This window comes from Hymenobacter nivis, from assembly GCF_003149515.1.
Taxonomy (GTDB): domain Bacteria; phylum Bacteroidota; class Bacteroidia; order Cytophagales; family Hymenobacteraceae; genus Hymenobacter; species Hymenobacter nivis.
This window is the reverse complement of record NZ_CP029145.1, coordinates 560,942-584,643: the sequence shown is the minus strand read 5'-3', so window position 1 is coordinate 584,643 and position 23,702 is coordinate 560,942. Positions and strand designations below refer to the sequence as shown.

Below are 23,702 nucleotides of genomic sequence, written 5' to 3'. Positions count from 1 at the left end.
TATTTCTTTGCCTGTGGAGTTTCCGCTTTGCAAATTGGCCGTCATCGACATCGGCTCCAACGCGGTGCGGTGCCAGATTTCGGCCGTGCTGAACTACGAAGGCAAGTTTCGGCTCAAGCGCATCGAGTACGTGCGCTACCCCATGCGGCTCGGCGAAGACGTGTTCGCCACCGGCCAGATTTCGCCCCGCAAAGAGGAGAAATTCGTCAAGTTCCTGCATTCGCTCAAGCTGCTGATGGAGGTGCACGAGGTGGCCCACCACCTCATTTGCGCCACCTCGGCCATGCGCGGCGCTTCCAACGGCGCGGCCATTACAACCCGCGTGCGCGAAGAATTGGGCCTGAATATTCAGGTAATTGACGGCCAGGACGAGGCCTTCTACATCAACCGCGTCATTGAGCACCTGCTGGAAGACAACAAGCACTACCTGCACATCGACGTGGGCGGCGGCAGCACCGAATTCAATATCTACCACGACCGCCGCAAGGTGGCCGCGCAGTCGTTCGAAATCGGCTCCATCCGACGGATGCAGCAGGAGGAAAGTGGGGGCCCCAGCACGGAGGCCCAGGATGACCTCTGGGCCCGCATGGAGGCCTGGGTGCGCGAAAACGCCCGCCGCTACCACGTCACCCGCGCCATCGGTACGGGCGGCAACATCAACAAGCTCTACACGATGTCGCCAGCCTCGCCCAACAAGGCCGTGGCCCGCCGCAGCCTCGAAACCATCCTGGCCCGCCTCGCCGGCCTCAGCATGGAGGAGCGCGTGAACGTGGCCATGCTCAACCCCGACCGCGCCGACGTCATCATCCCCGCCGGCCACATCTACCTCGCGGCCATGCACTGGGCCAACGTGAGCAGCATGATCGTGCCCGACATCGGCCTGAAAGACGGCATGCTCCAGGCCCTGTTCGAGGAGCATTTCGACGAAATCAGCCCCGCCAGCGGCCACCCCGCCCACCCGCCCGTGCCCGACGTGCAAAACCAGCCCGCCGGTATGGAATAGCAGGCGCTTAGTGCCCCCACTGCCCCCTTGTCTTCACTGCGTTCAGGATGACAAGGGGGCAGTGGGGGCATTTTACTAAGCACAGCCCAAGACTCAGGGGCCCCACCGAACCATACGCCCCAACTACTCCAACCCGGCCTGCACCGCCTCAGCTTCAGTATCTACGTCGGTCAGGTTTTCCTCGTCGCCAATGCCTTCACCAAAGGTCGAATCGGGGCCCTGGACTTCAGCCTGGGCGGCAGCTTTGGAGGCTTCGGTTTCGACGGCCACCAGGGCGGCAGCTATTTCCAGGCGGCGGGCCGTTTGCTGGGCCAGCAAGGCCAATAGGCCTTCGGGCGTGGCTATGGACAGCTGGGCCTCGTCGCGCTTGTAGAAGTCTTTGTGTACGTTTACCACAGGCTCGCCGGCGGCCGGGCGCTGCCGTATGTAGGCCCCATCCTCGCGCATTACGTAGCTATTCTGGTTGTCCAGCAAGTTGAGCATCAAGATGCTGATGGCCTCGCGCCGCAGCTGCGGGTTCACAATCAGGAACAACGCCTCGATGCGCCGGTCAAAGGAACGCACCATCACGTCGGCCGAGCCGGCGTACACGCGGGCGTCGCCGCCGTTGTGGAAGTAAAACAGCCGCGCATGTTCCAAATACTCGCCCACGATGCTGCGCACCTCGATGTTGTCGCTCAGCCCCGGCCGGCCCGGCCGCAGGCAGCAAATGCCCCGCACAATGAACCGGATGGGCACACCGGCCTTCGACGCCTTATAAAATTCATCAATCATCTCCTTGTCTTCCAAGGAGTTCATCTTCATCACAATGCCGCTGGGCTGGCCCTTTTTGGCGTGCTTCACCTCCTCGCGCACCAAGTGGATGAGCTGCTGACGCATGTCCTTGGGGGCCGTGATGAGGTACTCGTAGTTGTCGGGCTGCGAGTGGCCGGTAATGACGTTAAAGAATTCCGACACGTCGTGGCCGTAGGTGTCGTTGGTCGTAAGCAGGCTCAGGTCGGTGTAGAGGCGCGAGGTTTGCTCGTTGTAGTTGCCCGAGCCGATGTGCACGTAGCGCGTCACCTTCTCCCCTTCCTTGCGGATAATCATCAGCAATTTGGTGTGAGTCTTATACTTACTCACCCCGTAAATCACGAAGCAGCCAGCCTTTTCCAGCCGGGCCCCCTCGCGGATGTTCTTCTCCTCGTCGAAGCGCGCCTTCACCTCGAATAGCACCGATACGTGCTTGCCGTTTTCGGCCGCCTTCAACAGCGCCGCGCTCACCCGCGACTCGTCGGCGAGCCGGTAAATCGTCTGCTTGATGCCCAGCACCTGCGGGTCCTCGGCGGCTTGCTCCAGCAGGCGCACCATCGGCTCGATGCTGTTGTAGGGGTGGTGCAGCAGCACGTCGTGGTGCTTGAGGTACTCGAACAAGTTGTCCTCGGCGCCGTCGGGCAGGCTCAGGGGCGCGATGGCTGCCGGCTGCCGGGCCCCTTTGCCGCGGAAGTTAGGGTGGCGAATAATTTGCCACAGCCCTTTCATGTCAAGCAAAGCACTGATGACGAAGATGTTGCCGTTATCAATATTCCACCGCTCGCGCAATACTTCCATCAGCAGCGGCGAGGCGTTGGGCTCTACTTCCACGCGCACCACGCGGCCGCGCTTGCGGGTTTTCAGGCCCACCTGAATTTCCTTGATGAAGTCGTTATCGATGTCGTCGGATTCTTCCAGCGTAAAATCGCCGTTGCGGGTAATACGTATCAAATCGGCCGATAAAATTTCGACGTTGCGAAACAGCCGCGGCAGGTACTCGCGCACGATTTCCTCGATGGGCACGAAAATGACCCGGTCCTTGCGCTGCAATTCAAAAAACCGCGTCAGGTTTTGGGGAATCTGTACAAAAGTGATGCGCTCCTGCCCTTTCTCCGCTTCGCCGTCCAGGCCCAGGGCCCCCGGATTGCTGGCCCGCGTCACCACCCCAAAAATGAGCATCTGATTCATTATCAGCGGGAAGCCGTGGTAGGCGTCGTACACCATCGGCGTGAGCAGCGGAAACACCGTGTTCTTGAAGAAGCCATCGGCCTTACGGGCCTCTATCTCCGTCAAGTCGCTCACCTTCAAAATATTAAAGCCATTTTTCTCGAACACTGGCTTCAACTCGTTCACGTACGTCAGACTCTGGTCGTTGACGAAGCGGTGGGCAAAATCGAGCAGCTTGCGCCGAAACGGCAGCTCCCGCAGCCCCGAGTAGTCCACCCGCTCCTTGCCGTAATCAAGGTAATTATACAACGAACCCACCCGAATCATAAAAAACTCGTCGAGGTTGGAGCTAGTGATAGCCAGGAACTTAAGCCGGTCAAACAAGCTCTTGCCCGCATCCTGGGCCTGGTCGAGTACCCGGTAATTAAATCGCATCCAGCTCAAATCGCGGCTGATGTACTTGCTCTTGCGGATAAGGTCGGCGGACTTGAACAGTTTCATAGGGTAGTGGATTGACGCGAATCGAGGCGTGGGGTGGCCATCGGGCAGTAAAATAACAACCGCTCGCGACCTGCCCGGGCCAGGGCCCCAAATAAAAACACAATCCTGGTTGAAAACGACACACTTTGGCGCGGGGGCTCACCACCTTTGGGGCCCTCCTCAACCCCTGCCAGGCCCATGCCTGCCCAATCCTACCTCCTCCACCTGTTTCATGTTTCACTTGGTGCAGCGGCTGCTACAGGTGCCGGTGCCGTTTGCGGAATTGCAGCGCAACTTGCTGGAAAACCCCAGCTTGCGCGATTTTACCGGTGGCTACGAGTTGCGCACGTTTCAGCGCGACCAGTACTTGATTGCCGATACCTTCGGCATCAGCTACTGCCGCCGCCGCGGGGGCTACCGCGTTACGGAAACCGACTTGCTGCCCGGCGACTACCAGCGGCTGCTCGATACGTTGGAGCTGCAAGAGTTCCTGCGGCTGCCGCGGGCCTTAGGCACCTACGTGCAGCCTGTAGCAGCGGCCGCACCTGGAGTATCTGCAGCCGCTGCTACGGGCGGCGCAGACGGGGCAAGTGGTGGATTTTGCCTACCAGAAATATTGGGAAGATGCACCGGAGCGGCGCACGGTGGGCCCCCTGCTGCTCAAAGAGTTCCGGGGCCGCCGGTACGTGCTGGCCACGATGGTGGTCAGCGGGCGGCTTGCCTGCTTTGGGCTGGACCGCATCAGCGATTTTAGCGTAACGGCGCAGCGGTTTACCCCGCCGGCTGGCGTTGATGCCCATACGTATTTCGCCGACTACTTCGGCATCACGCGCCCCACCGACGGGCCGGGGCCCCAGGAAATTTTGCTCCGATTCATGCCCGTGCAGGGCCGCTATGCCCTGAGCTACCCGCTGCATTCCTCACAGCAAGTGGTAATGGAAACGATGCGGAAACCTGCCTGCACCGACCGTAGACGACACCCACGAGCTGCGCATGGAGCTGCTCAGTTACGGCCCCGATGTGGAGATGCTGGCCCCGGCCAGTTTACGGGTGTGGGTGCAACAGGCGCACGCAGCGGCCGCGCACCTCTCCGTGGCCAAAACTACCTGGCCAGCGCCTCACCGATTTTCTTTAAAATGCGCTTGGGTTGGGTATAAGCATCAGCCACTTCCAGCGCACGGCCCGCGGGCAGCTCAGTACGGGCCTCCAAGGGCCCCAGGCGAAATAATTTACCGTGCTATGCTTGAAGGGAAAATAAAAGGCCCGCTTTGCAGCGGGCCTTTTATTTTCCCTTCAAGCTAGACGTCTAACTTGGCATACTTGGCGTTTTGCTCGATGAACTCGCGCCGGGGGGCCACTTCATCGCCCATCAGCATCGAGAACAGGTGGTCGGCTTCCACGGCCGAGTCCACGTTTACCTGCTTCAACGAGCGGGTTTCGGGCTGCATGGTAGTTTGCCAGAGCTGCTCGGCGTTCATCTCACCGAGGCCCTTGTAGCGCTGCACGTTCACGGTTTCGGGTTTGCCGCGGCCGAGCTCTTCCTGCGCCCGCTGGCGCTCCTCTTCGGTCCAGCAGTAGCGCTCTTCCTTGCCGCGCTTCACGAGGTAGAACGGCGGCTGGGCGATGTAGATGTAGCCGCTGTCGACCAGAGCCCGCATGTAGCGGAAGAAGAAGGTAAGAATCAGGGTGCGGATGTGCGAGCCGTCCACGTCGGCGTCGGTCATGATGATGACCTTGTGGTAGCGCAGCTTGGCTAAGTTCAGCCCCTTCGCATCGGCCTCAATGCCTTTTTCCGGATCGGCGGGCGTCCCAAAGGTCACGCCCAGGGCCGTAATCATATTCCGGATTTCCTCATTCTCCAGGATGCGGTGCTCCTGGGCCTTCTCCACGTTCAGGATTTTGCCGCGCAGCGGCAGAATGGCCTGAAACGCCCGATTGCGGCCCTGCTTGGCGGTGCCGCCGGCCGAGTCGCCTTCCACCAAGTACAGCTCGCAGATTTCGGGGTCCGATTCCGAGCAGTCGGCCAGCTTGCCGGGCAGTGAAGTCGAGCCCAGCACAGTTTTGCGCTGCACCATTTCGCGGGCCTTGCGGGCGGCGATGCGGGCCTTGGCGGCCAGGATCACTTTCTCCACGATGATGCCCGCCTCGCGGGGGTTTTCTTCCAGGTACTGTTGCAGGATTTCGCCCACCACGGTGTTCACAGCGCCGCTCACGTCGGAGTTGCCGAGCTTGGTTTTGGTCTGGCCCTCAAACTGCGGCTCCTGCACCTTCACCGAAATCACGGCCGTGAGGCCCTCGCGGAAGTCTTCGCCCGAAATCTCCACCTTGGCCCTTTCGAGCTTGCCCGACTTGTCGGCGTAGTTCTTCAGGGTGCGGGTGAGGGCGGCGCGGAAGCCGGCCACGTGCGTGCCACCCTCAATGGTGTTGATGTTGTTGACGTAGGAGTAAATGTGCTCCTGGTAATCGGAATTGTACTGCAAGGCCACTTCCACCGGCGTGCCGCCCTTCTCGCTCACCACGTGGATGGGCAGGGGCATGAGCACCGTGCGGGCACTGTCTAGGTACTGCACAAACTCGCTGAGCCCCCCCACCGAATAGAACTCCTCGTAGCGGAAACCGGTGTTGTCGGCGTTCTGCTCGCGGCGGTCCATCAGGGTGATGCGGATACCTTTGTTGAGGTACGACAGTTCGCGCAGGCGGGTGGCGATGGTATCGTACTTATAAACGGTTTCGGTGAAAATGCTATCGTCGGGCAGAAAGTCTACCTGCGTGCCGTGCTCGTCGGTGTCGCCAATTTCGCGCACCGCGTACTGCGGCACGCCGATTTTATAGTCCTGCTCGTAGATGTGGCCCTTACGGCGCACGGTCACTTTCAGGTCGGTGCTGAGCGCGTTCACGCAGCTCACGCCCACGCCGTGCAGGCCCCCGGATACTTTGTAAGAATCTTTATCAAACTTACCACCGGCGTGCAGCACGGTCATTACCACTTCGAGGGCTGAGCGACCTTCTTTGGCGTGGAAATCGACGGGAATGCCGCGCCCGTTGTCGCGCACGGTCACGGAGTTGTTTTCGTTGATGGCAACTTCAATACGGTCGCAGTGGCCAGCCAGGGCCTCGTCGATGGAGTTATCGACCACCTCCCATACCAAGTGGTGCAGGCCTTTAACGCCCGTATCACCGATGTACATGCTGGGGCGTTTGCGCACGGCCTCCAGTCCTTCCAGCACCTGAATGCTATCGGCCGTGTACTCGGCGGGGGCTTTCTTTTCTGCTATTTCGCTCATGCAAAAGGGGATTAAAGCGGCTGCAAAAACCAGCCACTAAGAGAACACCCAAAAGTACCTTTTTTATTCCATTTGGCCTATTTTTCGGTACGATTTATGGGGCCACAAAAAAGCCCTTTCCGGGGCTGGAAAGGGCTTTTTGTAGGACCTCCGAGTCGGCTATGAAGCCAGTTCAAAAAGTGGCCCCGTTTGGATTCGAACCAAAGACCGGCTGCTTAGAAGGCAGCTGCTCTATCCAACTGAGCTACGGGGTCGAAACCAGGGCAACTATGTCGGGGTGGCAGGATTCGAACCTACGACCTTCTGCTCCCAAAGCAGACGCGATACCGGGCTACGCTACACCCCGAAAAACATCCCATAGAGCCGATGGCCGGCGCCCTATGATGGTGCAAATGTACGGCAGAAACCCAGATGCACAACTCCGGGCCGTCCACCACCCCGGGCCGAACCGGACAACCCGTTCAGCATTAGCCTACTCTGCCATAAACAAACTGCGGCGGCCCACGTTGTTCCTGTTTTTTTGTCACTAAAAAGCCCCGAAAACGGCCTATGCAGGCGTTTCCGGGGCTTTCCGTGGAGAGAGGGGGATTCGAACCCCCGGTAACCTTTAGAGCTACGGCAGTTTAGCAAACTACTGGTTTCAGCCACTCACCCATCTCTCCAATTGGCTGGCCGCTTCCATCCGAAGCGGGTGCAAATATACGGGGCCGGTTGAAAAACCCGCGCCGCGGTACCAAAAAAATTATCTTTGTTGCGACCCGGGCCCGACCTGGGGGCCCTAGCCACCGCTTATCCTCTTCGCCACTACTTGCTTACCTGGGCTTATCCTGATTTTGGCTTGCCGCTGGCGGCGGCGGTGCTGGCCTTGCTGCTGGTGCTGGCCTACGTGCTGCGCACCGGCCGGCTGGCGCGGGCCCTGGGGCAGCGCGCCGGCCGCCTGGCCTGGAAGCTGCCGCTGCGCCTGCTGGCCGGGGCCCTGCTGCTGGCGGCCTGGCTGGGCCCGGCGCGGGGCTTGAGCCCGCAGCCGGTGCGTACGGCCGGCAAAGACCTGTGGCTGGTGGTGGACGTGTCGCGCTCGATGGACGCGCCCGACGTGGCCCCTACCCGCCTGCTGCGCGCCCAAGCCGAGCTGCAAACCCTGGTGGAGCGCTTCCCGGCCGACCGCCTGGGACTGGTGGTGTTCAGCGGTGAGGCGGTCGTGCAATGCCCCCTCACCTACGACCAGGAAGCCGTACAAACGTTTCTCAACACCCTCAGCACGCGCTTATTGCCGCCGGGACCCACGGCCCTGCGCGCGCCACTGGAGCTGGTACTAGCCCGACTGGGGCCCGCTGCCGGCGGCCCGGGCTCTGCGGGCCGGGCCACGGCCGTGCTGGTAGTGAGCGACGGCGAGGATTTCGGCGAGAACCTAGAGCCCATCCTGCGCGCCCTGGCCCGCAGCGGGGCCCGGGTGTTTGCTGTAGGCGTGGGCACGGCGGCGGGGGCCCAACTGCCACTGCCCGGGGGCCGGCTGGTGCGCGATGCTGCGGGCCGCCCCGTCCTGAGCCGCCTGCGCGAGGCCCCGCTGTTGCAACTGGCGGCCCAAACCGGCGGCCAGTACGTGGCGCTGAACGACCGCCAAAATGGCTTCCCGGCGCTGCTGGCCGACGTGCGCGCCATGCAGGGCACCACCGAGCAGGTGCGCACCGTGGCCGTAGCCGACAACCGCTACCGCCTGCCGCTGGCCCTGGCCCTAGTGCTGCTGGCCCTCGACGTAGCCCTGACCGTGGTGGTTATCCGGCCCTGACCCGGGCCCGCGCTGGGCCGGAATTTCCGTTATTTGGGGCCCCGGGCCGGCATTGGTGCGGGCAGGAAGGCCTACTTATTGGCGCATGTTGAAGTCGTTGCTGTTGCTGCTCCTGTTGCTGGCCCCGCCCACGTGGCGGGTGCTGACGTGGGTGCGCGACCGCAACGCCGCCACCGCCAGCGGCCAGGCAGCCTACGCCCGCGGCGATGACGAGGCCGCCGCCCGGGCTTTTGGGGCCGCCGCCGCCGCGCGCCCGGGGGGCCCGGGCGCAGCCGCACTACTGCTCAACCTGGGCCACGCCCAGCGCCGGGCGGGGCAAACGGCCGCCGCCCGCGCCACCTACGGCCAGCTGCTCGACCCCGCCGTGCCGCCGGCACTGGGCAGCGTGGCCCGGCAGCAGCTGGCCGTGCTGGCCGCCGACGCCGGGGAAACCGCGCCCGCCCTGGGGCTGCTGCGCCAAGCCCTGCGGCTCGACCCAACCAACGCCGGGGCCCGCTACAACTACGAAGTACTGAGCGCCTACCTGGCCCGGCACCGGGCCGCGCCGCGCCTGGCAGCGCCCCCGCCCCCGGGGCCCCAGCCGGCCAAATCTTCCGACCCAAAAAAGCCGGCGCCCACCCCGCCGGTCGCCAACCAGCCCGCGGCCGGCACCAAGGCCGGCACCGAGCGCACAGGCCAAGTGCCTGACCTCAACCAACCCGCTCCCGCGGCCCCCAGCGCCCCCCAAACCCGCCCTGACGCCGCCGGCCGGCCCGACCCGGCCCAGTCCAGCACGGCCCCGGGTGCTGCCGCCAGCGGCCGCCGCACCCCCCAGACGGACGGTACCGACGCGCCCGTGCCCACCGGCGGGCAGCCCGGCGCCACCCGCGGCCTCGACGGAAGCGTGGGCGGCGCGGGCACCGCCGCCCGTAGCCGCGCCGCGGGCGCCGAGGCCGCCAGGGCCACCGATGCCCAGCTGCAAACCCAGCGCGAGCGCCTTCAGGCCATGGATCTGTCGCCGGCCCAGGCCCAGCAGCTACTTGATGCGCTGAAGGCCCAGGAGCAGCAGTACTTGCAGCAGGTGCCGCGCCGCCGCACCGGGGCCCCCGCCCGCCGCGGCCAGCCCACGTGGTGAGGGCCCCGGACGTACTTTTAGGGCAGATTTTTGTTGCTTCTTCATTCCCACCCACGTTTGTTCGTTAAAATTATGCAGATCAAGGAAGTTGTAATTGTATCGGCGGTGCGCACCCCAATTGGCTCGTTTGGCGGGGCCCTGGCCTCGATATCGGCCACCGAATTGGGCGCCATTGCCCTGAAAGGCGCTTTGGAGAAAGCCGGCGTGGCCCCGTCGGAAGTGCAGCAGGTGATTATGGGCAACGTCATCTCGGCCAACCTGGGCCAGGCCCCGGCCCGCCAGGCCGCCAAAAAAGCCGGCCTGCCCGACACCGTGGAGTGCACCACCGTTAACAAGGTGTGCGCCTCGGGCTCGAAGGCCATCATGTTTGCCGCCCAGGCCATCATGCTGGGGCAGGCCGACTGCATCCTGGCCGGCGGCATGGAGAGCATGAGCAACGTGCCGTATTACCTCGACAAAGCCCGCTTCGGCGCTAAGTACGGTAATGGCCAAATGATTGACGGCCTGATGAAAGACGGCCTCTGGGACCCCTACCACGACTACGCCATGGGCGTGGCCGCCGACGCCACGGCCCAGCACTACGGCATCACCCGCGAGCAGCAGGACGAGTTTGCCCGCGAGAGCTATACCCGCAGCGCCAACGCCGCCAAATCCGGCAAAAAGAAGGCCGAAATCGTGCCCGTTACCATCGAAAGCCGCGGCAAAACCACTGTCGTGGACGACGACGAGGAATATACCAAAGTTCAGTTCGAGAAGCTGGCCGGCCTCAAGCCCGCCTTTGGCAAGGAGGGCACCGTGACGGCCGCCAACGCCTCGACGCTCAACGACGGCGCGGCGGCTGTGCTGCTGATGAGCCGCGAAAAGGCCGACGCGCTGGGCGTGAAACCCATTGCCATTGTGCGCGGCTTTGCCGATGCCGAGCAGGCCCCGGAATGGTTCACGACTTCGCCCGCGCTGGCCATTCCGAAGGCGCTCAAGCACGCGGGCATTGATGCCAAGGACGTGGACTTCTACGAAATCAACGAGGCATTTTCGGTGGTGTCGCTGGCTAATAACCAACTGCTCAAGCTCGAAGGCACTAAGGTGAACGTGTACGGCGGCGCCGTAAGCCTGGGCCACCCGCTGGGGGCCTCGGGGGCCCGCATTGTGACGACGCTGCTGAACGTGATGCACAACGAGGGCGGTAAAATCGGCGTCACGGGCATTTGCAACGGCGGCGGCGGCGCCTCGGCCATCGTGCTGGAGGCCGTGTAGCGCAAGGTTTCGCGCCAGGTTACGCGAGGTAAAAAGAGGTTTCGCAAAGGGTGCATTAGCCGCTCCTCCGCGAAACCTCTTTTTACTTTACGAAACCTGGCGCGAAATTTTAAAGGGCGCTCATCCGTTCTTGCGGCCATGAGATACCTGCTTCTGCTCTTTACCTTATCCGCCTTCACCGCCCACGCCCAAAAAGCCAAGCGGTTCGTGACGTACTACGACTCCACCAAAACCGCTAAACGCGAGGTGTATAGCGCCCTGGTGGCCGGCGATACGCTGCCCCAGGGCACCTACCGCCGCTACTACCGCAGCGGCCAGCTGGAGCAGCAAACCAGCTTCCGCGAGGGCAAGCGCGACTCGGCCTACGTCGAGTTTCACCCCAGCGGGGCCCGGCGGCTCGAGACCACCTACCGCGCCGGCGTGCGCCAGGGCCCCTTCAAAACCTACTACGCCAACGGTAAGGTGGCCCAGGAGGGCAACTTTGACAACGACGAGCCCAGCGGCGAACTCATCTACTACCATCCCACCGGCGAGGTGAAGCTGAAAACCACACTCGCCAAAGGCCAGCCCAACGGGGCCCTGCGCCAACTCTACGCCGACGGCAAGCCCCAGGCCGACATCACTTACAAAGACGGCCAGCCCGAGGGCGCCGTCAAGTTTTACTACGCCAACGGCCAGGTGCAGAGCGAAGGCACCCTGCACCGCGGCCTGCTGGCGGGGCCCTACAAAACGTATTACCCCACCGGCCAGGTCGAAACCGAGGTGCGGGCTGACGCCAGCGGCCGCGGCGGCTACCGCAGCTACTTCCCCAGCGGTAAGCTTCAGACGGAGAGCACCTACGCCCCCGCCCCCGTGGTGCAGCGCGCGGTGCGCAACCCGCTCGGCGACGACCTGGCCAAACGCGTGGCCCCCACCACCAGCGGCACCGCCAACCTCGACGGGCCCGCCACGAGCTACTACGAAAGCGGCCAGGTCAAAACCAAAACCACCTACCGCCTGGGCGTACCCACGGGTCACGCGCAGGAGTTTTCCGAGGCTGGCAAGCTGATGCTGGAAACCGACTACGCCAACGGCGGGCGCGACCGCAAGGTGACGCGCTACGGCGCCGTAGGGCCCCTACCGCTGGCTGAGGAGACTTATAAGAATAACCGTACCGCCGGCACCTGGCGCACGTTTTTCCCCAACAGCAAGCAGGTGCAGAGCGTGGCACTGTACAACCCCGCCGGCAAGCTGGCCGGCGAGCAGCTAACCTACTTTGCCGACGGCAAGGTGGCCAGCCGGCTGGGATACGAGAACGGCTTTGCCATTGGGCTGGGCCTGGAAAACTACCCCTCGGGCAAGCTAAAGGCCGAAACCACTTACGCCCACGGCCTGAAGGTGGGGCCCTACCGGCAGCTGCGCGACGACGGCACGCTGGCCGTGCGCGGCGCCTTCCGCAATGGCAAGGAAACCGGCGTGTGGGCTTACTTCGGGCCCGACGGCGTAGCCGTCGAGAGCCACAAAACCTTCCAGAACGGCCGGGAGGTGCCGGCCGGCACCAAGGCCCCAGGCCGGCCCGCGCTGCGCAAAAAATAACGTTGGGGCCCCTAACGGTTTCGAAGTCAGCGTATAGTTTGAGCGATGTAGGGGCGGGGCTTGCTCCTGCCCGTTGTTGAACAACAGCAGGGGATTGGCGTGGATGTAGGGGCGGGGGCAAGCCCCGCCCCTACATCCACGGGCTCCAAAACCGCTTTAGCCGCCGGACTTTCGGGTTCGGCGGTTTTTTTATGCGCTTTTGGTAAGGGTGCTGTAACGAATGCCTGGGCCAGCTGGTAACCCGGCGGGTGCTGCTTACAACCAGGCAGGGCTTGGGCCGGCCGCAACCCCGCCAAAAAGATGCGCTGCCCGGGCAACCGCGGGCCCGGGCAGCGCATCTAGCAACCCGAATGCGGCGCGGCGGCAAATTTTGTTAAATTTTTTATTGCTGATTATCAGCACTTAAGATATTAATAATCTTAATTAACGAATATTTAATGTCTTAGTACCTTGCATCACAAAGTACCTAACATACCTTTGTTCTGTTGATAGCATAGTAGGTGATGACAACCTAGTACCTGCCGACGCAGGCCAGCCGAATGGGCGCCCCCCCCCCGCCCTCCCGAAACTCTTTCCACACCGGTGCCGCTGCTGGCCCCGGCCCTTGCCCCAGCGGAACCGCGGCCGCTGCCAAGCCCCGGGGCCCCGACGCAGCTTGAACACTACAACACCCTCACCATGACCTTCTTGCACACCTGCTGCCAGCCCTTGCGGGGCCTGGCCCTGCTCCTTACGGCCCTGCCCCTGGGCCTCCACGCCCAGCAAGCCGGCCCGGCCCAAGTGAGCGGCCAGCTGGTGGAAGCCGCCAACGGCCAGCCCCTCCCCTTCGCCGACGTGCTGCTGCTACGCGCCGCCGATTCGACGCTCGTGACGGGGGCCCAAACCGGCCTCGACGGCACCTTTAAGGCCGAGCACCTGGCCTTGGGGCGCTACATTTTGCGGGCCCAGGCCCTGAACTTCAAGCCCGTGCGCCGGGTGTTTGCCCTTTCGGCCGGGGCGCCGGCCCTGGCCCTGGGGCCCCTGAAGCTGGCCGCCAGCGCTACCCAGTTGGGGGAGGTGCGGGTGGTGGCCCAGAAGGCCGTGGTGCAGCAGGAGCTGGGCAAAACGGTGATTAATGTGGAGAAAGACCTGAGCAGCGTGGGCGGCACGGCCGTGAACGTGCTCCAGAACGTGCCCTCGGTGGCCGTGGACGCCACCGGCACGGTGAGCCTGCGCGGCTCCAGCAACCTCACCATCCTCATCGACGGCAAGCCGGCCGGCACCAGCAACGGGGGCCCCGGCCCGCGGCTCGACCAGATTCCGGCCTCGCAAATTGCCCAGGTGGAGGTAATGACCAACCCCTCGGCCAAGTACGACGCCAGCGGCGTAGGCGTCATCAACATCATCACCAAGAAGAACAAGAAGGACGGTTGGAATGGCCAGGCGGCCCTGAACCTGGGCACCCGCGACAAGTACGCCCCCAGCCTGAGCCTGAGCCGCCACCACGGCAAGGCTACCTGGAGCCTGGGCTACGACGGCAGCGACCAGATGTACCGCACCCGCACCAACAGCTCCCAAACGGCGCTCCTTACCGACGGGGCCACTTCGAGCAGCCTCTTTACGACGCAGGAAGGCACCGGCCGCCAGCAAAACCGCAACCACACCCTGAACCTGGGCCTGACCTACGACCTGCCCAAGGAGCAAACCCTGAGCCTGAGCGTGCAGCCGCACTACGAGCACCAGACCGAAACCGACAACCAGACCCTGACCCAGCAAACGGTGGGCGCGCCCGGCGTCATCACCCAGTACGGCCAGGAGCTGGCCGATGTGAAGGTGAAGGTGTTGGAAAGCTCGGCCGACTACCGCCGCACCTGGGAGGCCCACAAGGGCCGCGAGCTGACGGCCAACGCCGGCGGGGTACTCATCGACGCCGACGTGCCGGTGAGCCAGCTGCTGACCGGGGGCCCCCGGCCGGCCGGCTTCACGCAGGCCCAGCGGGTGCAGGCCCAGATTTTCTTCGGGCAGGCGGATTTCACCCGGCCCACGGCCGACGGCAAGGGCAAGCTTGAAGCCGGCTTGAAGCTGCAAACCCTGCACAACACCGGCAGCACCGCCATGCGCAAACCCACCGACAACCCCGGCGACGGCTTCCAGCTCGACCCCGCCAACTCGTTCAACTACGCCTTTACGCAGCTCATGCCGGCCGCCTACGCCACGTTTCAGCGCACGCTGAGCCACGGCTGGAGCGCCCAGGGCGGCCTGCGCACCGAGGCCACGTTTCTGAGCGGCGGGGTGGAAAACCGCAACGCGGCCATTGATAAGAGCTACGTCAACCTCTTCCCCTCGGCCACCGTGGCCAAGGAACTGGGCAAGGAGCCGGGCCAGAACCGCCTGCAATTCAGCTACGCCCGCCGCCTGAACCGGCCCGACTTCATGCAGCAGCTGCCCATCCAGATGTACCAGGACCCGCGCAACTACCGCCAGGGCAACGCCAACCTGCTCCCCGAGTTCAGCCACAACGTGGAGCTGGGCCACCAGCTGAACCTGACCGGCGGGGCCAGCATCACCAACACGGTGTTTGCCCGCTTCACCCAGAACGCCATCCGCCGGGTGCGCACCATCGACACGGCCGCCACCCGCACCAACAACGTGGGCGTGGTAACCCGCGAAACCTTCGATAACGTGGGCACCACCAACAGCTTCGGCTTCGAGACGACCTGGGCCCAGCCCCTGACCAAGTGGTGGCGCGTGTCGGCCAGCGGCTCGCTCTACTACTCGCAGATTGCCGCCAACGCCCTGAACGCCGCCAACCGCGCGGCCCTGGCCGGCACCGCCCGCCTGGCCAACAACTTCACGCCCCGCAAGGGCCTCGACGTGCAGCTCACCGGCGATATCCGCTCGACGGTGCTCACGGCCCAGGGCCGCCAGCTGCCCACCGGCGGCCTCGACATTGCCCTGCGCCAACAGCTATTTCAGGAGCGCGCCGCCCTCACCCTGCGCGTCTCGGACCTGCTGAACACCCAAGTGCGCCGCACCGAGCTGGCCACGCCCGAGCTGCAAACCAGCCTCTACAGCAAGTACGAGACCCGCGTGGCGTGGCTGGGCTTCACCTGGTACATCGGGGCCAGCAAGCCCGGCAAAAAGATTGACAACGGCCCCAGCGGCGGCGGCGGTTTCGGCGGCTAGGGCCCCGGTGGGGCCCCGGGCGGGGGTCCCGGGCGGTGAGCCAATCAGGCCGTCATGCTGAGCGGAACGAAGTGGAGTCGAAGCATCTCTACTGCTCCACTAATCATGATTACTGCCGCGGGAGAGATGCTTCGACAGGCTCAGCATGACGGCCTGATTGGCTGAAAATCCCTTCTTAATAATTGCCCGCACGTCCCGGTGGGGGCCCCAGTTTTTACTCCTCTTTTCTCTTCACTTTCTTTCTTCCTGCACCATGAAAATTGCCTCTTTGCTCCTGACCGCCGCGTTGCTCGTTCCCACCGCCGCTACTTTCGCCCAATCGTTTTCGGCCGCTGCTGCCGCGTCGGCCGCCGCACCCGCCGCACCCGTCACCTACTTCGGTACGGTGCCGTCGAACGATGCGGCCCACGAGCAGTTTGCCCGGATGCGCCAGACCTTTACCCAGTGCCAACCCACGGTGGTGTTCTTCGAAAACCCCGACATGGGCACCGACAGCACCGAAGCCGCCACCATCGGCCGCATGGGCCCCGCCGGCTATGCCCGCTTCCTGGCCCAGCAGCAGCACGTGCCCACCCATCGCCTCGACGATGTGTACGCCGAGTACGCCTACCTCCAAACCAAGCTCGCCCCCGAGCCCCTGAAGCTATATTGGCTGCTGCGCCAAACTCATCAGTTCCGCCAAGCCACCGGGGCCCCTAAAGCCTTGGTAATGAAAGCCAGCAAGGCGTTCCTCGCCAGCAGCGCGCACGACCTGCCCGGCGGCGAGCAAGTGGTGCGCACCCCCACCGAGCTGCGCACAGCCTACCGCACCTACTGCCCCACGGGTGGCGCGTGGTGGTCGCTGCCCGCCACGTCCTTCGGCTCGGAGCCGACGGGGGCCTCAGCCTTTATACTGAACACCACCCGCACCGTGAACGAGTACCGCGCCGCGCACCTGGCCACCCAAGTCGCCGCCGCTGTGCAAGCCGGCCAGCGCGTGCTGGTGGTACTGGACCGCGCCCACCTGCCCGCCCCGGCCCAGCCCGCCTACGCTGCCCAGCAGCGGGTAGCCCGGTAAGCGCCGCCCCTTTCCGCAGGGAAAACACCGCCGCAGGGCCCCCGGACCACCTGGTCCGGGGGCCCTGCCTATATCTTGCACGCCAATCATTTTCAACCGCTCCCTTCCGTTTTTTCCAGTAATGAAATACCTGTTGCTGCTGCTGCTGCTGTGGGCCGCGTCCCTCGCTGCCCAGGCCCAGCCCAAAACCCGCGTGGATTCGCTGATGGCCCGGGCCGAGCAGGGCCTGGGCCGGCAAGATTACCCCGCCGCCATTGCCGCCTACCGGCAGGTGGTGGGGGCCCCCGGAACCAGCCGGCGCTACCGAGCCAACGCCTTTTACAACATCGCCTGTTACTACGGCCTGCTCCACGATGCCCCCAACGCCCGCGCCAACCTGAGCCGGGCCATTGCGGCGGGCTACGTCAATGCCGACCACATCGCCGTTGATACCGACCTGGCCCTGCTGCACACCGACAAGCAGTGGCCCCGGCTGCTGGCCCGCGCCCGCCAGCTGGAGGAAAAAACCATTATTCGCCGGCCCGAGGACGTGCAGCTGGTGACGACCGACATCGACCACTTTTGGGCGGCCTACGCCGCGGCCCGGCGCGACACGGCGGGAGCCCCGGCCATTTTCCGGCGCGTGTATTTCGACAAGGCCTCCGCCGGCTTGCGGGATTATGCCGAGCTGAAAATTGACAGCGACGCCGATTTTGCGCAGTGCATTTTGCAGCGGCCCCGGTACTATGGCTCCATCCAGCCCACCACGCAGGCCATTGCCGGCGAAAAGCCGAAGATTGTGGCGGCCTTCCGGCGCTTCCAGGAATTGTACCCGGCGGTGCGGTTTCAGAACGTTTACTTCGTCATCGGCGGCTGGGTATCGGGCGGCACCGTGTCGGACGCGGGCCTGCTCATCGGGGCCGACCAATCGGCCAACGGCCCGGGCGTGAACACCAGCGAGCTGACCCTGCTCCAGCGCAACCGCTGCGCCCCCGTGGCGGAAATGCCCGGCCTGATGGTGCACGAGCTGGTGCACCGCAACCAGGGCCCCCAGGACGGCACCCTGCTCAGCTACGCCCTCAGCGAAGGCATGGCCGATTTCGTGGCCGAACTCGTGACCGGCAGCCTCGGCAACAATGGCCGCCTGCACCCCTACGGCAACGCCCACGAGGCGGCGCTGTGGGCCGCCTTCCAGCAGGAAATGCTGGGCACGAACTCGAAAAACTGGATTGCCAACGGCCGCCAGGAAACCCCCGAGAAGCCCTGCGACCTGGGCTACTATGTGGGCTACCGCATCGTGCAGGCCTACTACAACCGGGCCCCCAACAAAAAGCAGGCCCTGGCCGACATCCTCAACGTGCATGACGCCAAGGCCTTCCTGGCCCAGAGCGGCTACGCGGGGGCCCCAGCCGGGCGCTAATTTTTTCCGCAACGCTGTAATGCCGCGGCCGGCGCGGCGATTCTTCGCCTACATCCTTCCTTTCCTCACCTTCTTTCCTTCACCGGCCATGCTGCCCCGCGCTACTCCTTTCCTCATCGGCCTGCTAGGCCTCACCGCCGTGGCGGCCCAGGCCCAGCAGCTCAACACCGCCAAGCTCGACAGCTTGGTGAATGCCCTCGATGCCAACCACAAGATGATGGGTAGCCTGGCCCTGTCCAAAGGCGGGCAGGTGGTGTACCGCCGCGCCTTCGGCGAGGCCCGGCTGGCGCCCAGCGCCCCGGCCACGCCCGACACGCGCTACCGCATCGGCTCCCTCACGAAGGTGTTCACGGGGGTGATGATTTTTCAGCTCATCGAGGAGAAAAAACTGGCCCTGGACACGCCGCTGGCCACGTTTTTCCCGCAGGTGCCCGGCGCCGCGGCCATCACCATCGACCAGCTGCTGAGCCACCGCAGCGGCCTCCACAACTTCACCAACGACCCGGCCTTCCCGGCCTTCATGACGAAGCCCCACACCCAGGCCGAGATGGTGGCCCTCATCGCCGCGCCCAAGCCCGACTTCGCCCCCGGCACCAAGGCCGCCTATAGCAATTCCAACTTCGTGCTACTGGGCTACATCGTGGAGAAACTCGCCAAAATGCCCTACCCGCAGGCCCTGCAAAAGCGCGTACTGGCCCGGGCCGGCCTGAAAAACACGTTCTACGGCGGCAAAATCAACCCCCAGGCCCAGGAGGCGCTGTCGTACGAATGGGGCTCCGGCGGTTGGAAGCTGGCCCCGGAAACCGACATGAGCGTGCCCGGCGGCGCGGGGGCCCTGGTGTCGACGCCCACCGACTTGACCCGCTTTCTGGAGGCGCTGTTTGGCGGCAAACTGTTGGCAGCCAGTAGCCTGGCCACCATGCAAACCATCCGCGACGGCTACGGCCGGGCCCTGTTCGGCTTGCCGTTTGGCGCGAAGCAGGGCTACGGGCATACGGGCGGCATCGACGGCTTCAATGCGGTAGCTGGCTACTTTCCCGCCGACAAGCTGGCCGTAGCGCTGTGCAGCAACGCCGCAGCTTATGCCTTTAACGACGTGCTGATTGGCGTCCTGAGCATCTACTTCGGGCAGCCCTATAAAATCCCAGACTTCACGCCCAGCACCTACGCGCCCCCCGTGGCCGACCTCGACCGCTACGCCGGCACCTACGCCAGCCCCGGGTTCCCGCTCAAAATCACGGTTACCCGCGAAGGCCCTGGCCTTCAGGCCCAAGCCACTGGCCAGGGCGCGTTTGAGCTGGCGCCCGTAGGTTCAGGCGTGTTCAAGTTCGACCCGGCCGGCATCCGCATGGAGTTCGACGCGGCCAAGCCCACGTTTACCCTCACGCAGGGCGGCGGCACGTACTTGTTTACCAAGGAATAAGGCTCGCTTCGTAACTGCCTAATCAAGAACGTCATGCTGAGCGCAGCCGAAGCATCTCTCCCGCTCACTAACCTAATCGGTGAACGATTGGAGTAGTAAGCGGGAGAGATGCTTCGGCTGCGCTCAGCATGACGTTCTTTTTTGCGGTCTTTAATTCGGAAACAAGCCTAATAGAGCAGTACAGATGCGCGGTTGAGGGGCCGTTTAACGATTACTGTTCCGCCGCGCGGATGCGCAGAGCCTGCGCTACGCGGGGGCCCTACCTTTGCGGCCGTAATGGAAAAACCCAGCATCCCGCAAGGCACCCGCGATTTTGGCCCGGCCCAGGTGGCCCGCCGCCAGCATATTTTTGGCGTCATCCGCCGCACGTTCGAGCAGTTTGGCTACGCGCCGATTGAAACGCCGACCCTGGAAAACCTCTCGGTGCTGACCGGCAAGTACGGCGACGAGGGCGACCAGCTCCTGTTTAAAGTGCTGAACTCGGGCAACTTCCTGGTGAAGGAGCGCCGCGGCGAAATCACCCCGCTCGTGACGGCCGACGACCTCGCCCAGGGCCCCCGCGCCGTGCTGCCCAAAATAGCGGAGAAGGGCCTGCGCTACGACCTCACCGTGCCCTTCGCCCGCTACGTGGCCATGAACCGGGCCACCCTCACCTTCCCCTTCAAGCGCTACCAGATGCAGCCCGTGTGGCGCGCCGACCGCCCCCAGCGCGGCCGCTACCGCGAGTTTTGGCAGTGCGACGCCGACGTGGTGGGCACCGACTCGCTGCTCTGCGAAGCCGAAATTGTGCTGATGATGGCCCAGGTGCTCAACGGGTTGGGCCTGGTGGATTTCACCATCAAAATCAACCACCGCGGGGTGCTGCGCAACATTTACCAGGCGCTGGGCGGCGAGGGCAAGGAGACGGACTTGTTCGTGGCCATCGATAAGCTCGATAAAATCGGGCGCGACGGCGTGACCAAGGAACTGCTCGAAAAAGGCTTTTCGGACGCCGCCATCGACACGCTGTTTGAGCTGCTGACGGTGAGCGGCGGCTACGCCAGGAAACTCCAGCGCCTGCTGGCCGGCTTCGTGACGGCCGGCGTGGAGCCCGACGGCCAGCGCCCGGGCCCCGACGAGCCCACCGACGAAGCCGACGATTCTGAGGATGCCTACTACCGGGGCCTCAACGAGTTGGCCGCCGTACGCGACCTGCTGCAAGCCTCCGGCTTCACCCAGTTCAACCGGCTGGAATTTGACCCCACGCTGGCCCGGGGCCTATCCTATTATACGGGCTGCATTTTCGAAGTGAAAATCAACAACGTGGCGATGGGCAGCGTGAGCGGCGGCGGGCGCTACGACAACCTCACCGGGGCCTTCGGGCTGCCGGATGTGTCGGGCGTGGGCTTCTCGTTCGGCGTGGATCGGCTCTACGACTGCTTGGAGGAGCTGGACTTGTTCCCGGCCGGCACCGGCACGCTCACGCGGGTGCTACTGGCGCAGTTCGACGCGGCCTCGCTGGCCGCCGGCCTGCCGCTGCTGGCCCAGCTGCGCGCCGCTGGCGTGCCCGCCGAGCTGTACCCCGACGCCGCCAAGCTCAAAAAGCAGTTCCAGTACGCCGACCAGAAAGGCATCCCGTACCTGCTGCTGGCGGGCCCCGATGAGCGCGCCGCCGGCCAGGTGAAGCTGCGCGACATGCGCGCCGGCCAGGAACAGCTGCTCTCGGTGGCCGAAGCCGTGGCCGTGCTCTCCCAAGCCCAATAAGTGCTCGTTCTTATTTATAGGACTTACGCAAACGCGAGCGAAGGCTGGCGTAATTCATGTCGCATATACTCATCCAAAAAGCCTTGTTTGAGCTGATAGACGGTTTGTTTGGTTTGGTAGGCGGCTTGTTTAAGGCAGGTCCAAGCGCGCACGGCCAGGGCAATATGATTGCGCTGACTGCGGGCCAGCCGGCACTGGCAGGCCTGCACGCCGGTGAGTTGCTTGAGTTCGCGGTGAAACTGCTCAATCGTCCAGCGGACGCTGCTTTCGTGTTCGGCAGCGGCCGTGTGCAAGGGCTCAACCTCGTTGGTGAGGAGGTAGTCCGTCCGGTGGGTGGACACCAGTACGCGGAAGAGTTTCAGTTTGAAATCTTTGGGCATGCCCTTCACTTTCAGGATTTTGCCAGCTTCTACTTCGGCGGCCGACCAGCACAGGCAGGCCACGGGCTGGTAGGGCTGCTGGCCGCCGGAATCATCGACGAGCCGGTTGCTTTTCAGCGGGCAGTAAAATGTTTTGCCTTCGTCCAGCAGCCACTTGAACAGGGCCGTGGTGGCGTACCAGCTATCCATGAGCACCGTGCGGTATGGGATACTGCGCGGGGCCAATTGCCCGAGCATGTCGGCCACATGGTCGAGCTTGGTCTTGCCGTCGGTGTCGGGGGCGAAAAGGCGGTAGTCAATGAGCCAGAACTGGTCGGTTTCGGGGTTGACGTACACACACGTCACCAGGCCGATGCCGGCAATCACGCCGTGGGCGTTGCCGCTGTACTGGCGGCGTACGAGTTCGATGCGCCGGCTGTGGTGCTTGTCGAGCACCGTGTCGTCAAACAGGACGTAGCCCCGCGCGCTGAGCATCACCTGTGGGCGTACTTGCTGCCAGAGCTGGCGGGGGGTGAAACGCCGGGTTTTGAGAAAATAGCGCACGTTGTCGTGCGAGAGGCCCTCCAGATGCTCGGCCAGATACGTCCCCGTGTAGTTGACCTGGCTGCTCACCAAAAACTGCCCGTACAGTTGTGCCGTCACTTTCATGGCTTTTCCTTTCAAGTTACACTTTTTGCGTAAGTCCTAATTTAAACAGACAATTAGACCGTCATGCTGAGCGCAGTCGAAGCATCTCTCCCGCGGCAGTAAGTAATGATTAGTGAGCGGGAGAATTGCTTCGACTGCGCTCAGCATGACAATCTGATAATTCATTTAATTTTGAACAAGTAGTTTATAAAAATTTTATAATCAATAGGTTAGACATAAAAATTTAAAAACCAGATTATCGGATTTATCATTTTTAATTCTCATCGAAGGCGTACATCAACCCGACAACCGCGCTAACCCACCCGTGCCCGCCCACCTCCTCGCCCCCAACTCCCCGCTCATCCTCAGCACCTTAGCCACTTTGCTGGCCAGCGGCGAAACCGTGGCCCTGGGCCCCGGAGCAGCCGCCAGCTTCGCCCCCGCCGGGGCCCTCGCCACCGGGCACGAGCTGGCCGCCCTGCGGGCCCAGGCCTGCGGCACAGGCCCCGAAGCACCCCAGCCCCTGGTGCGCCTGATGCTGCTGCTGGCCGCGCAACGAGCGGTGAATCAGCCCGCTGGCCTGGCCCGCCCCACGGCCGAGCGCCTGCTGGCGATGTACAACCGCGAGCTGCTGCCAGTGGTATTTGAGCAGGGTGGCGACGAGGCGGCGCGGGCCCACCTGGCCCTGCCGCTGCTGGGCGAGGGCGAAATCAACTACCAGGGCTACCGCCTGGCTACGGCCGACGCCTTCAGTCTGTTCAGCTGGGAGCCGCTGGCCCTACGCGCCGGCGAGGCGGGGGCCCTGCTGCGTGGCATCCCCTTTACCCTGGCCTACACCGTGGATGCACTGCTGCGCACCCAGCGCCTGACGCGGGCCGCGGCGGCAATCCGCTCCTTGTCGGCCCTCGCCGAAACGGCCGAGGAAACGGCGCTCCAACCCGTGCTGCACGCGGCGGAGCAAGCCGTAGCCGGGGTCCTAAGCGACTCAGAATCGGCCCTGCTGGCCCCGGCGCTGGGGCAATTGGCAGCGGCCGTAGCAGCGCTGGGCCAGGCAGCAGCTTCCCGCGCGGCGCAGCACGCGGCCAGTCCAATGTTCGGCGCGGCGGCGCTGGATTTGGCAGCGCACACCGCCGCCAGCAGCCAATTGGTGGCCGCGGAAGCCGACGCCTACGCGGCTTTGCGCCTGCGCCAAGTGGTAGAAAACGTGGAGCAACTGCTAGGTCTGGAGCTGCTGGCCGCCGCCAGGGTCTCGGCCGCCAGACCCGCGGCTGGGGGCCCTGATTCAAGCGAAACGCTGTTGGCGGCCTTCCGGGCGGCGGTACCCGGTGGGGGCCCTGGCACGGCTCCGTACCCGGCGCTGCGGCAGGCGGCGGCGTTTGTGCGGGGCTACGCATGGCCAGCGGCGGGCCCCGGCGGCGCATAGAAGCGCGGGGGCCCGCTGGCGCGTATTTTT

General features: G+C 64.1%; 15 protein-coding genes, 3 tRNA genes and 1 pseudogene. 13 read left to right on the top strand and 6 right to left on the bottom strand.

The genetic code is table 11. The features are described from left to right. Positions 1 to 13: 13 nt before the first annotated feature. Positions 14 to 1,003, top strand: a complete 990-nt coding sequence (locus DDQ68_RS02425) for a Ppx/GppA phosphatase family protein (protein WP_109654493.1) — start codon at positions 14 to 16, stop codon at positions 1,001 to 1,003. A 123-nt stretch (positions 1,004 to 1,126) separates the two neighbouring features. On the opposite strand, the gene ppk1 is transcribed toward DDQ68_RS02425, so the two are convergent. After that, a complete protein-coding gene (gene ppk1, locus DDQ68_RS02420; RefSeq protein WP_245897256.1) occupies positions 1,127 to 3,463 on the bottom strand; it encodes a polyphosphate kinase 1 in 2,337 nt (778 codons plus the stop codon). A 569-nt stretch (positions 3,464 to 4,032) separates the two neighbouring features. Here ppk1 and DDQ68_RS25090 point away from each other — a divergent pair. Both DDQ68_RS25090 and DDQ68_RS24565 read left to right on the top strand, forming a co-directional pair. Further along, positions 4,033 to 4,134 (top strand): annotated as a pseudogene (locus DDQ68_RS25090) (hypothetical protein); the annotation flags it as partial. A 301-nt stretch (positions 4,135 to 4,435) separates the two neighbouring features. Next, positions 4,436 to 4,744, top strand: a complete 309-nt coding sequence (locus tag DDQ68_RS24565; RefSeq protein WP_369076530.1) for a hypothetical protein — start codon at positions 4,436 to 4,438, stop codon at positions 4,742 to 4,744. Here the strand turns inward: DDQ68_RS24565 and gyrB are convergent. From gyrB to DDQ68_RS02390, 4 genes are all read right to left on the bottom strand, one after another. Continuing rightward, entirely contained in the window at positions 4,741 to 6,726 is a 1,986-nt protein-coding gene (gene gyrB, locus DDQ68_RS02405) for a DNA topoisomerase (ATP-hydrolyzing) subunit B (protein ID WP_109654487.1), read from the bottom strand. The two genes, DDQ68_RS24565 and gyrB, sit on opposite strands and share 4 nt — an antisense overlap. 180 nt (positions 6,727 to 6,906) lie before the next feature. Then, positions 6,907 to 6,980 (bottom strand) — tRNA-Arg (locus DDQ68_RS02400). 18 nt (positions 6,981 to 6,998) lie between these two features. Further along, positions 6,999 to 7,072 (bottom strand) — tRNA-Pro (locus DDQ68_RS02395). 228 nt (positions 7,073 to 7,300) lie between these two features. Continuing rightward, positions 7,301 to 7,388: transfer RNA gene (locus DDQ68_RS02390), tRNA-Ser, on the bottom strand. A gap of 86 nt (positions 7,389 to 7,474) precedes the next feature. Here DDQ68_RS02390 and DDQ68_RS02385 point away from each other — a divergent pair. From DDQ68_RS02385 to hisS, 9 genes are all read left to right on the top strand, one after another. After that, positions 7,475 to 8,512, top strand: a complete 1,038-nt coding sequence (locus DDQ68_RS02385; RefSeq protein ID WP_162549752.1) for a VWA domain-containing protein — start codon at positions 7,475 to 7,477, stop codon at positions 8,510 to 8,512. 85 nt (positions 8,513 to 8,597) lie between these two features. Beyond that, on the top strand, positions 8,598 to 9,626 hold the full coding sequence (locus DDQ68_RS22420) for a hypothetical protein (protein ID WP_162549751.1): 1,029 nt from the start codon (positions 8,598 to 8,600) through the stop codon (positions 9,624 to 9,626). 72 nt (positions 9,627 to 9,698) lie between these two features. Continuing rightward, a complete protein-coding gene (locus DDQ68_RS02375) occupies positions 9,699 to 10,880 on the top strand; it encodes an acetyl-CoA C-acyltransferase (RefSeq protein WP_281271100.1) in 1,182 nt (393 codons plus the stop codon). Positions 10,881 to 11,018: 138 nt separating this feature from the next. Beyond that, positions 11,019 to 12,455, top strand: a complete 1,437-nt coding sequence (locus tag DDQ68_RS02370; RefSeq protein WP_109654484.1) for a toxin-antitoxin system YwqK family antitoxin — start codon at positions 11,019 to 11,021, stop codon at positions 12,453 to 12,455. A 678-nt stretch (positions 12,456 to 13,133) separates the two neighbouring features. Continuing rightward, complete coding sequence (locus DDQ68_RS02365; RefSeq protein WP_162549750.1) at positions 13,134 to 15,620, top strand: outer membrane beta-barrel protein; 2,487 nt, start codon at positions 13,134 to 13,136, stop codon at positions 15,618 to 15,620. 253 nt (positions 15,621 to 15,873) lie between these two features. Next, entirely contained in the window at positions 15,874 to 16,677 is an 804-nt protein-coding gene (locus DDQ68_RS02360; RefSeq protein WP_109654480.1) for a hypothetical protein, read from the top strand. 121 nt (positions 16,678 to 16,798) lie between these two features. Further along, the gene (locus DDQ68_RS02355) at positions 16,799 to 18,076 is read left to right on the top strand and encodes a gliding motility protein GldB-related protein (protein WP_109654478.1); all 1,278 of its coding nucleotides are present in this window, start codon (positions 16,799 to 16,801) and stop codon (positions 18,074 to 18,076) included. Between the two features lie 19 nt (positions 18,077 to 18,095). Continuing rightward, complete coding sequence (locus tag DDQ68_RS02350) at positions 18,096 to 19,499, top strand: serine hydrolase (RefSeq protein WP_162549749.1); 1,404 nt, start codon at positions 18,096 to 18,098, stop codon at positions 19,497 to 19,499. Positions 19,500 to 19,775: 276 nt separating this feature from the next. Further along, entirely contained in the window at positions 19,776 to 21,242 is a 1,467-nt protein-coding gene (hisS, locus tag DDQ68_RS02345) for a histidine--tRNA ligase (protein ID WP_109654474.1), read from the top strand. Between the two features lie 23 nt (positions 21,243 to 21,265). Here hisS and DDQ68_RS02340 read toward each other — a convergent pair whose 3' ends face one another. Beyond that, positions 21,266 to 22,270: an IS701 family transposase gene (locus tag DDQ68_RS02340; RefSeq protein ID WP_109654472.1), complete on the bottom strand. Its 1,005-nt coding sequence runs from the start codon at positions 22,268 to 22,270 to the stop codon at positions 21,266 to 21,268. Between the two features lie 304 nt (positions 22,271 to 22,574). Here DDQ68_RS02340 and DDQ68_RS02335 point away from each other — a divergent pair, with 304 nt between their 5' ends. Next, positions 22,575 to 23,672 carry an aromatic amino acid lyase gene (locus DDQ68_RS02335; protein ID WP_162549748.1) on the top strand — a complete coding sequence of 366 codons (1,098 nt, stop codon included), beginning with the start codon at positions 22,575 to 22,577 and terminating at the stop codon, positions 23,670 to 23,672. The last annotated feature ends 30 nt before the right edge of the window (positions 23,673 to 23,702 follow it).

What these genes read in the sequence shown, in the direction of transcription:
- DDQ68_RS02375 (WP_281271100.1), top strand. Translation starts at nt 9,699, where the DNA reads ATGCAGATCAAGGAAGTTGTAATTGTATCGGCGGTGCGCACCCCAATT.
- ppk1 (WP_245897256.1), bottom strand. Translation starts at nt 3,463, where the DNA reads ATGAAACTGTTCAAGTCCGCCGACCTTATCCGCAAGAGCAAGTACATC.
- DDQ68_RS02355 (WP_109654478.1), top strand. Translation starts at nt 16,799, where the DNA reads ATGAAATACCTGTTGCTGCTGCTGCTGCTGTGGGCCGCGTCCCTCGCT.
- gyrB (WP_109654487.1), bottom strand. Translation starts at nt 6,726, where the DNA reads ATGAGCGAAATAGCAGAAAAGAAAGCCCCCGCCGAGTACACGGCCGAT.
- hisS (WP_109654474.1), top strand. Translation starts at nt 19,776, where the DNA reads ATGGAAAAACCCAGCATCCCGCAAGGCACCCGCGATTTTGGCCCGGCC.
- DDQ68_RS02360 (WP_109654480.1), top strand. Translation starts at nt 15,874, where the DNA reads ATGAAAATTGCCTCTTTGCTCCTGACCGCCGCGTTGCTCGTTCCCACC.
- DDQ68_RS02340 (WP_109654472.1), bottom strand. Translation starts at nt 22,270, where the DNA reads ATGAAAGTGACGGCACAACTGTACGGGCAGTTTTTGGTGAGCAGCCAG.
- DDQ68_RS02370 (WP_109654484.1), top strand. Translation starts at nt 11,019, where the DNA reads ATGAGATACCTGCTTCTGCTCTTTACCTTATCCGCCTTCACCGCCCAC.
- DDQ68_RS02365 (WP_162549750.1), top strand. Translation starts at nt 13,134, where the DNA reads ATGACCTTCTTGCACACCTGCTGCCAGCCCTTGCGGGGCCTGGCCCTG.
- DDQ68_RS22420 (WP_162549751.1), top strand. Translation starts at nt 8,598, where the DNA reads ATGTTGAAGTCGTTGCTGTTGCTGCTCCTGTTGCTGGCCCCGCCCACG.
- DDQ68_RS24565 (WP_369076530.1), top strand. Translation starts at nt 4,436, where the DNA reads ATGGAGCTGCTCAGTTACGGCCCCGATGTGGAGATGCTGGCCCCGGCC.
- DDQ68_RS02350 (WP_162549749.1), top strand. Translation starts at nt 18,096, where the DNA reads ATGCCGCGGCCGGCGCGGCGATTCTTCGCCTACATCCTTCCTTTCCTC.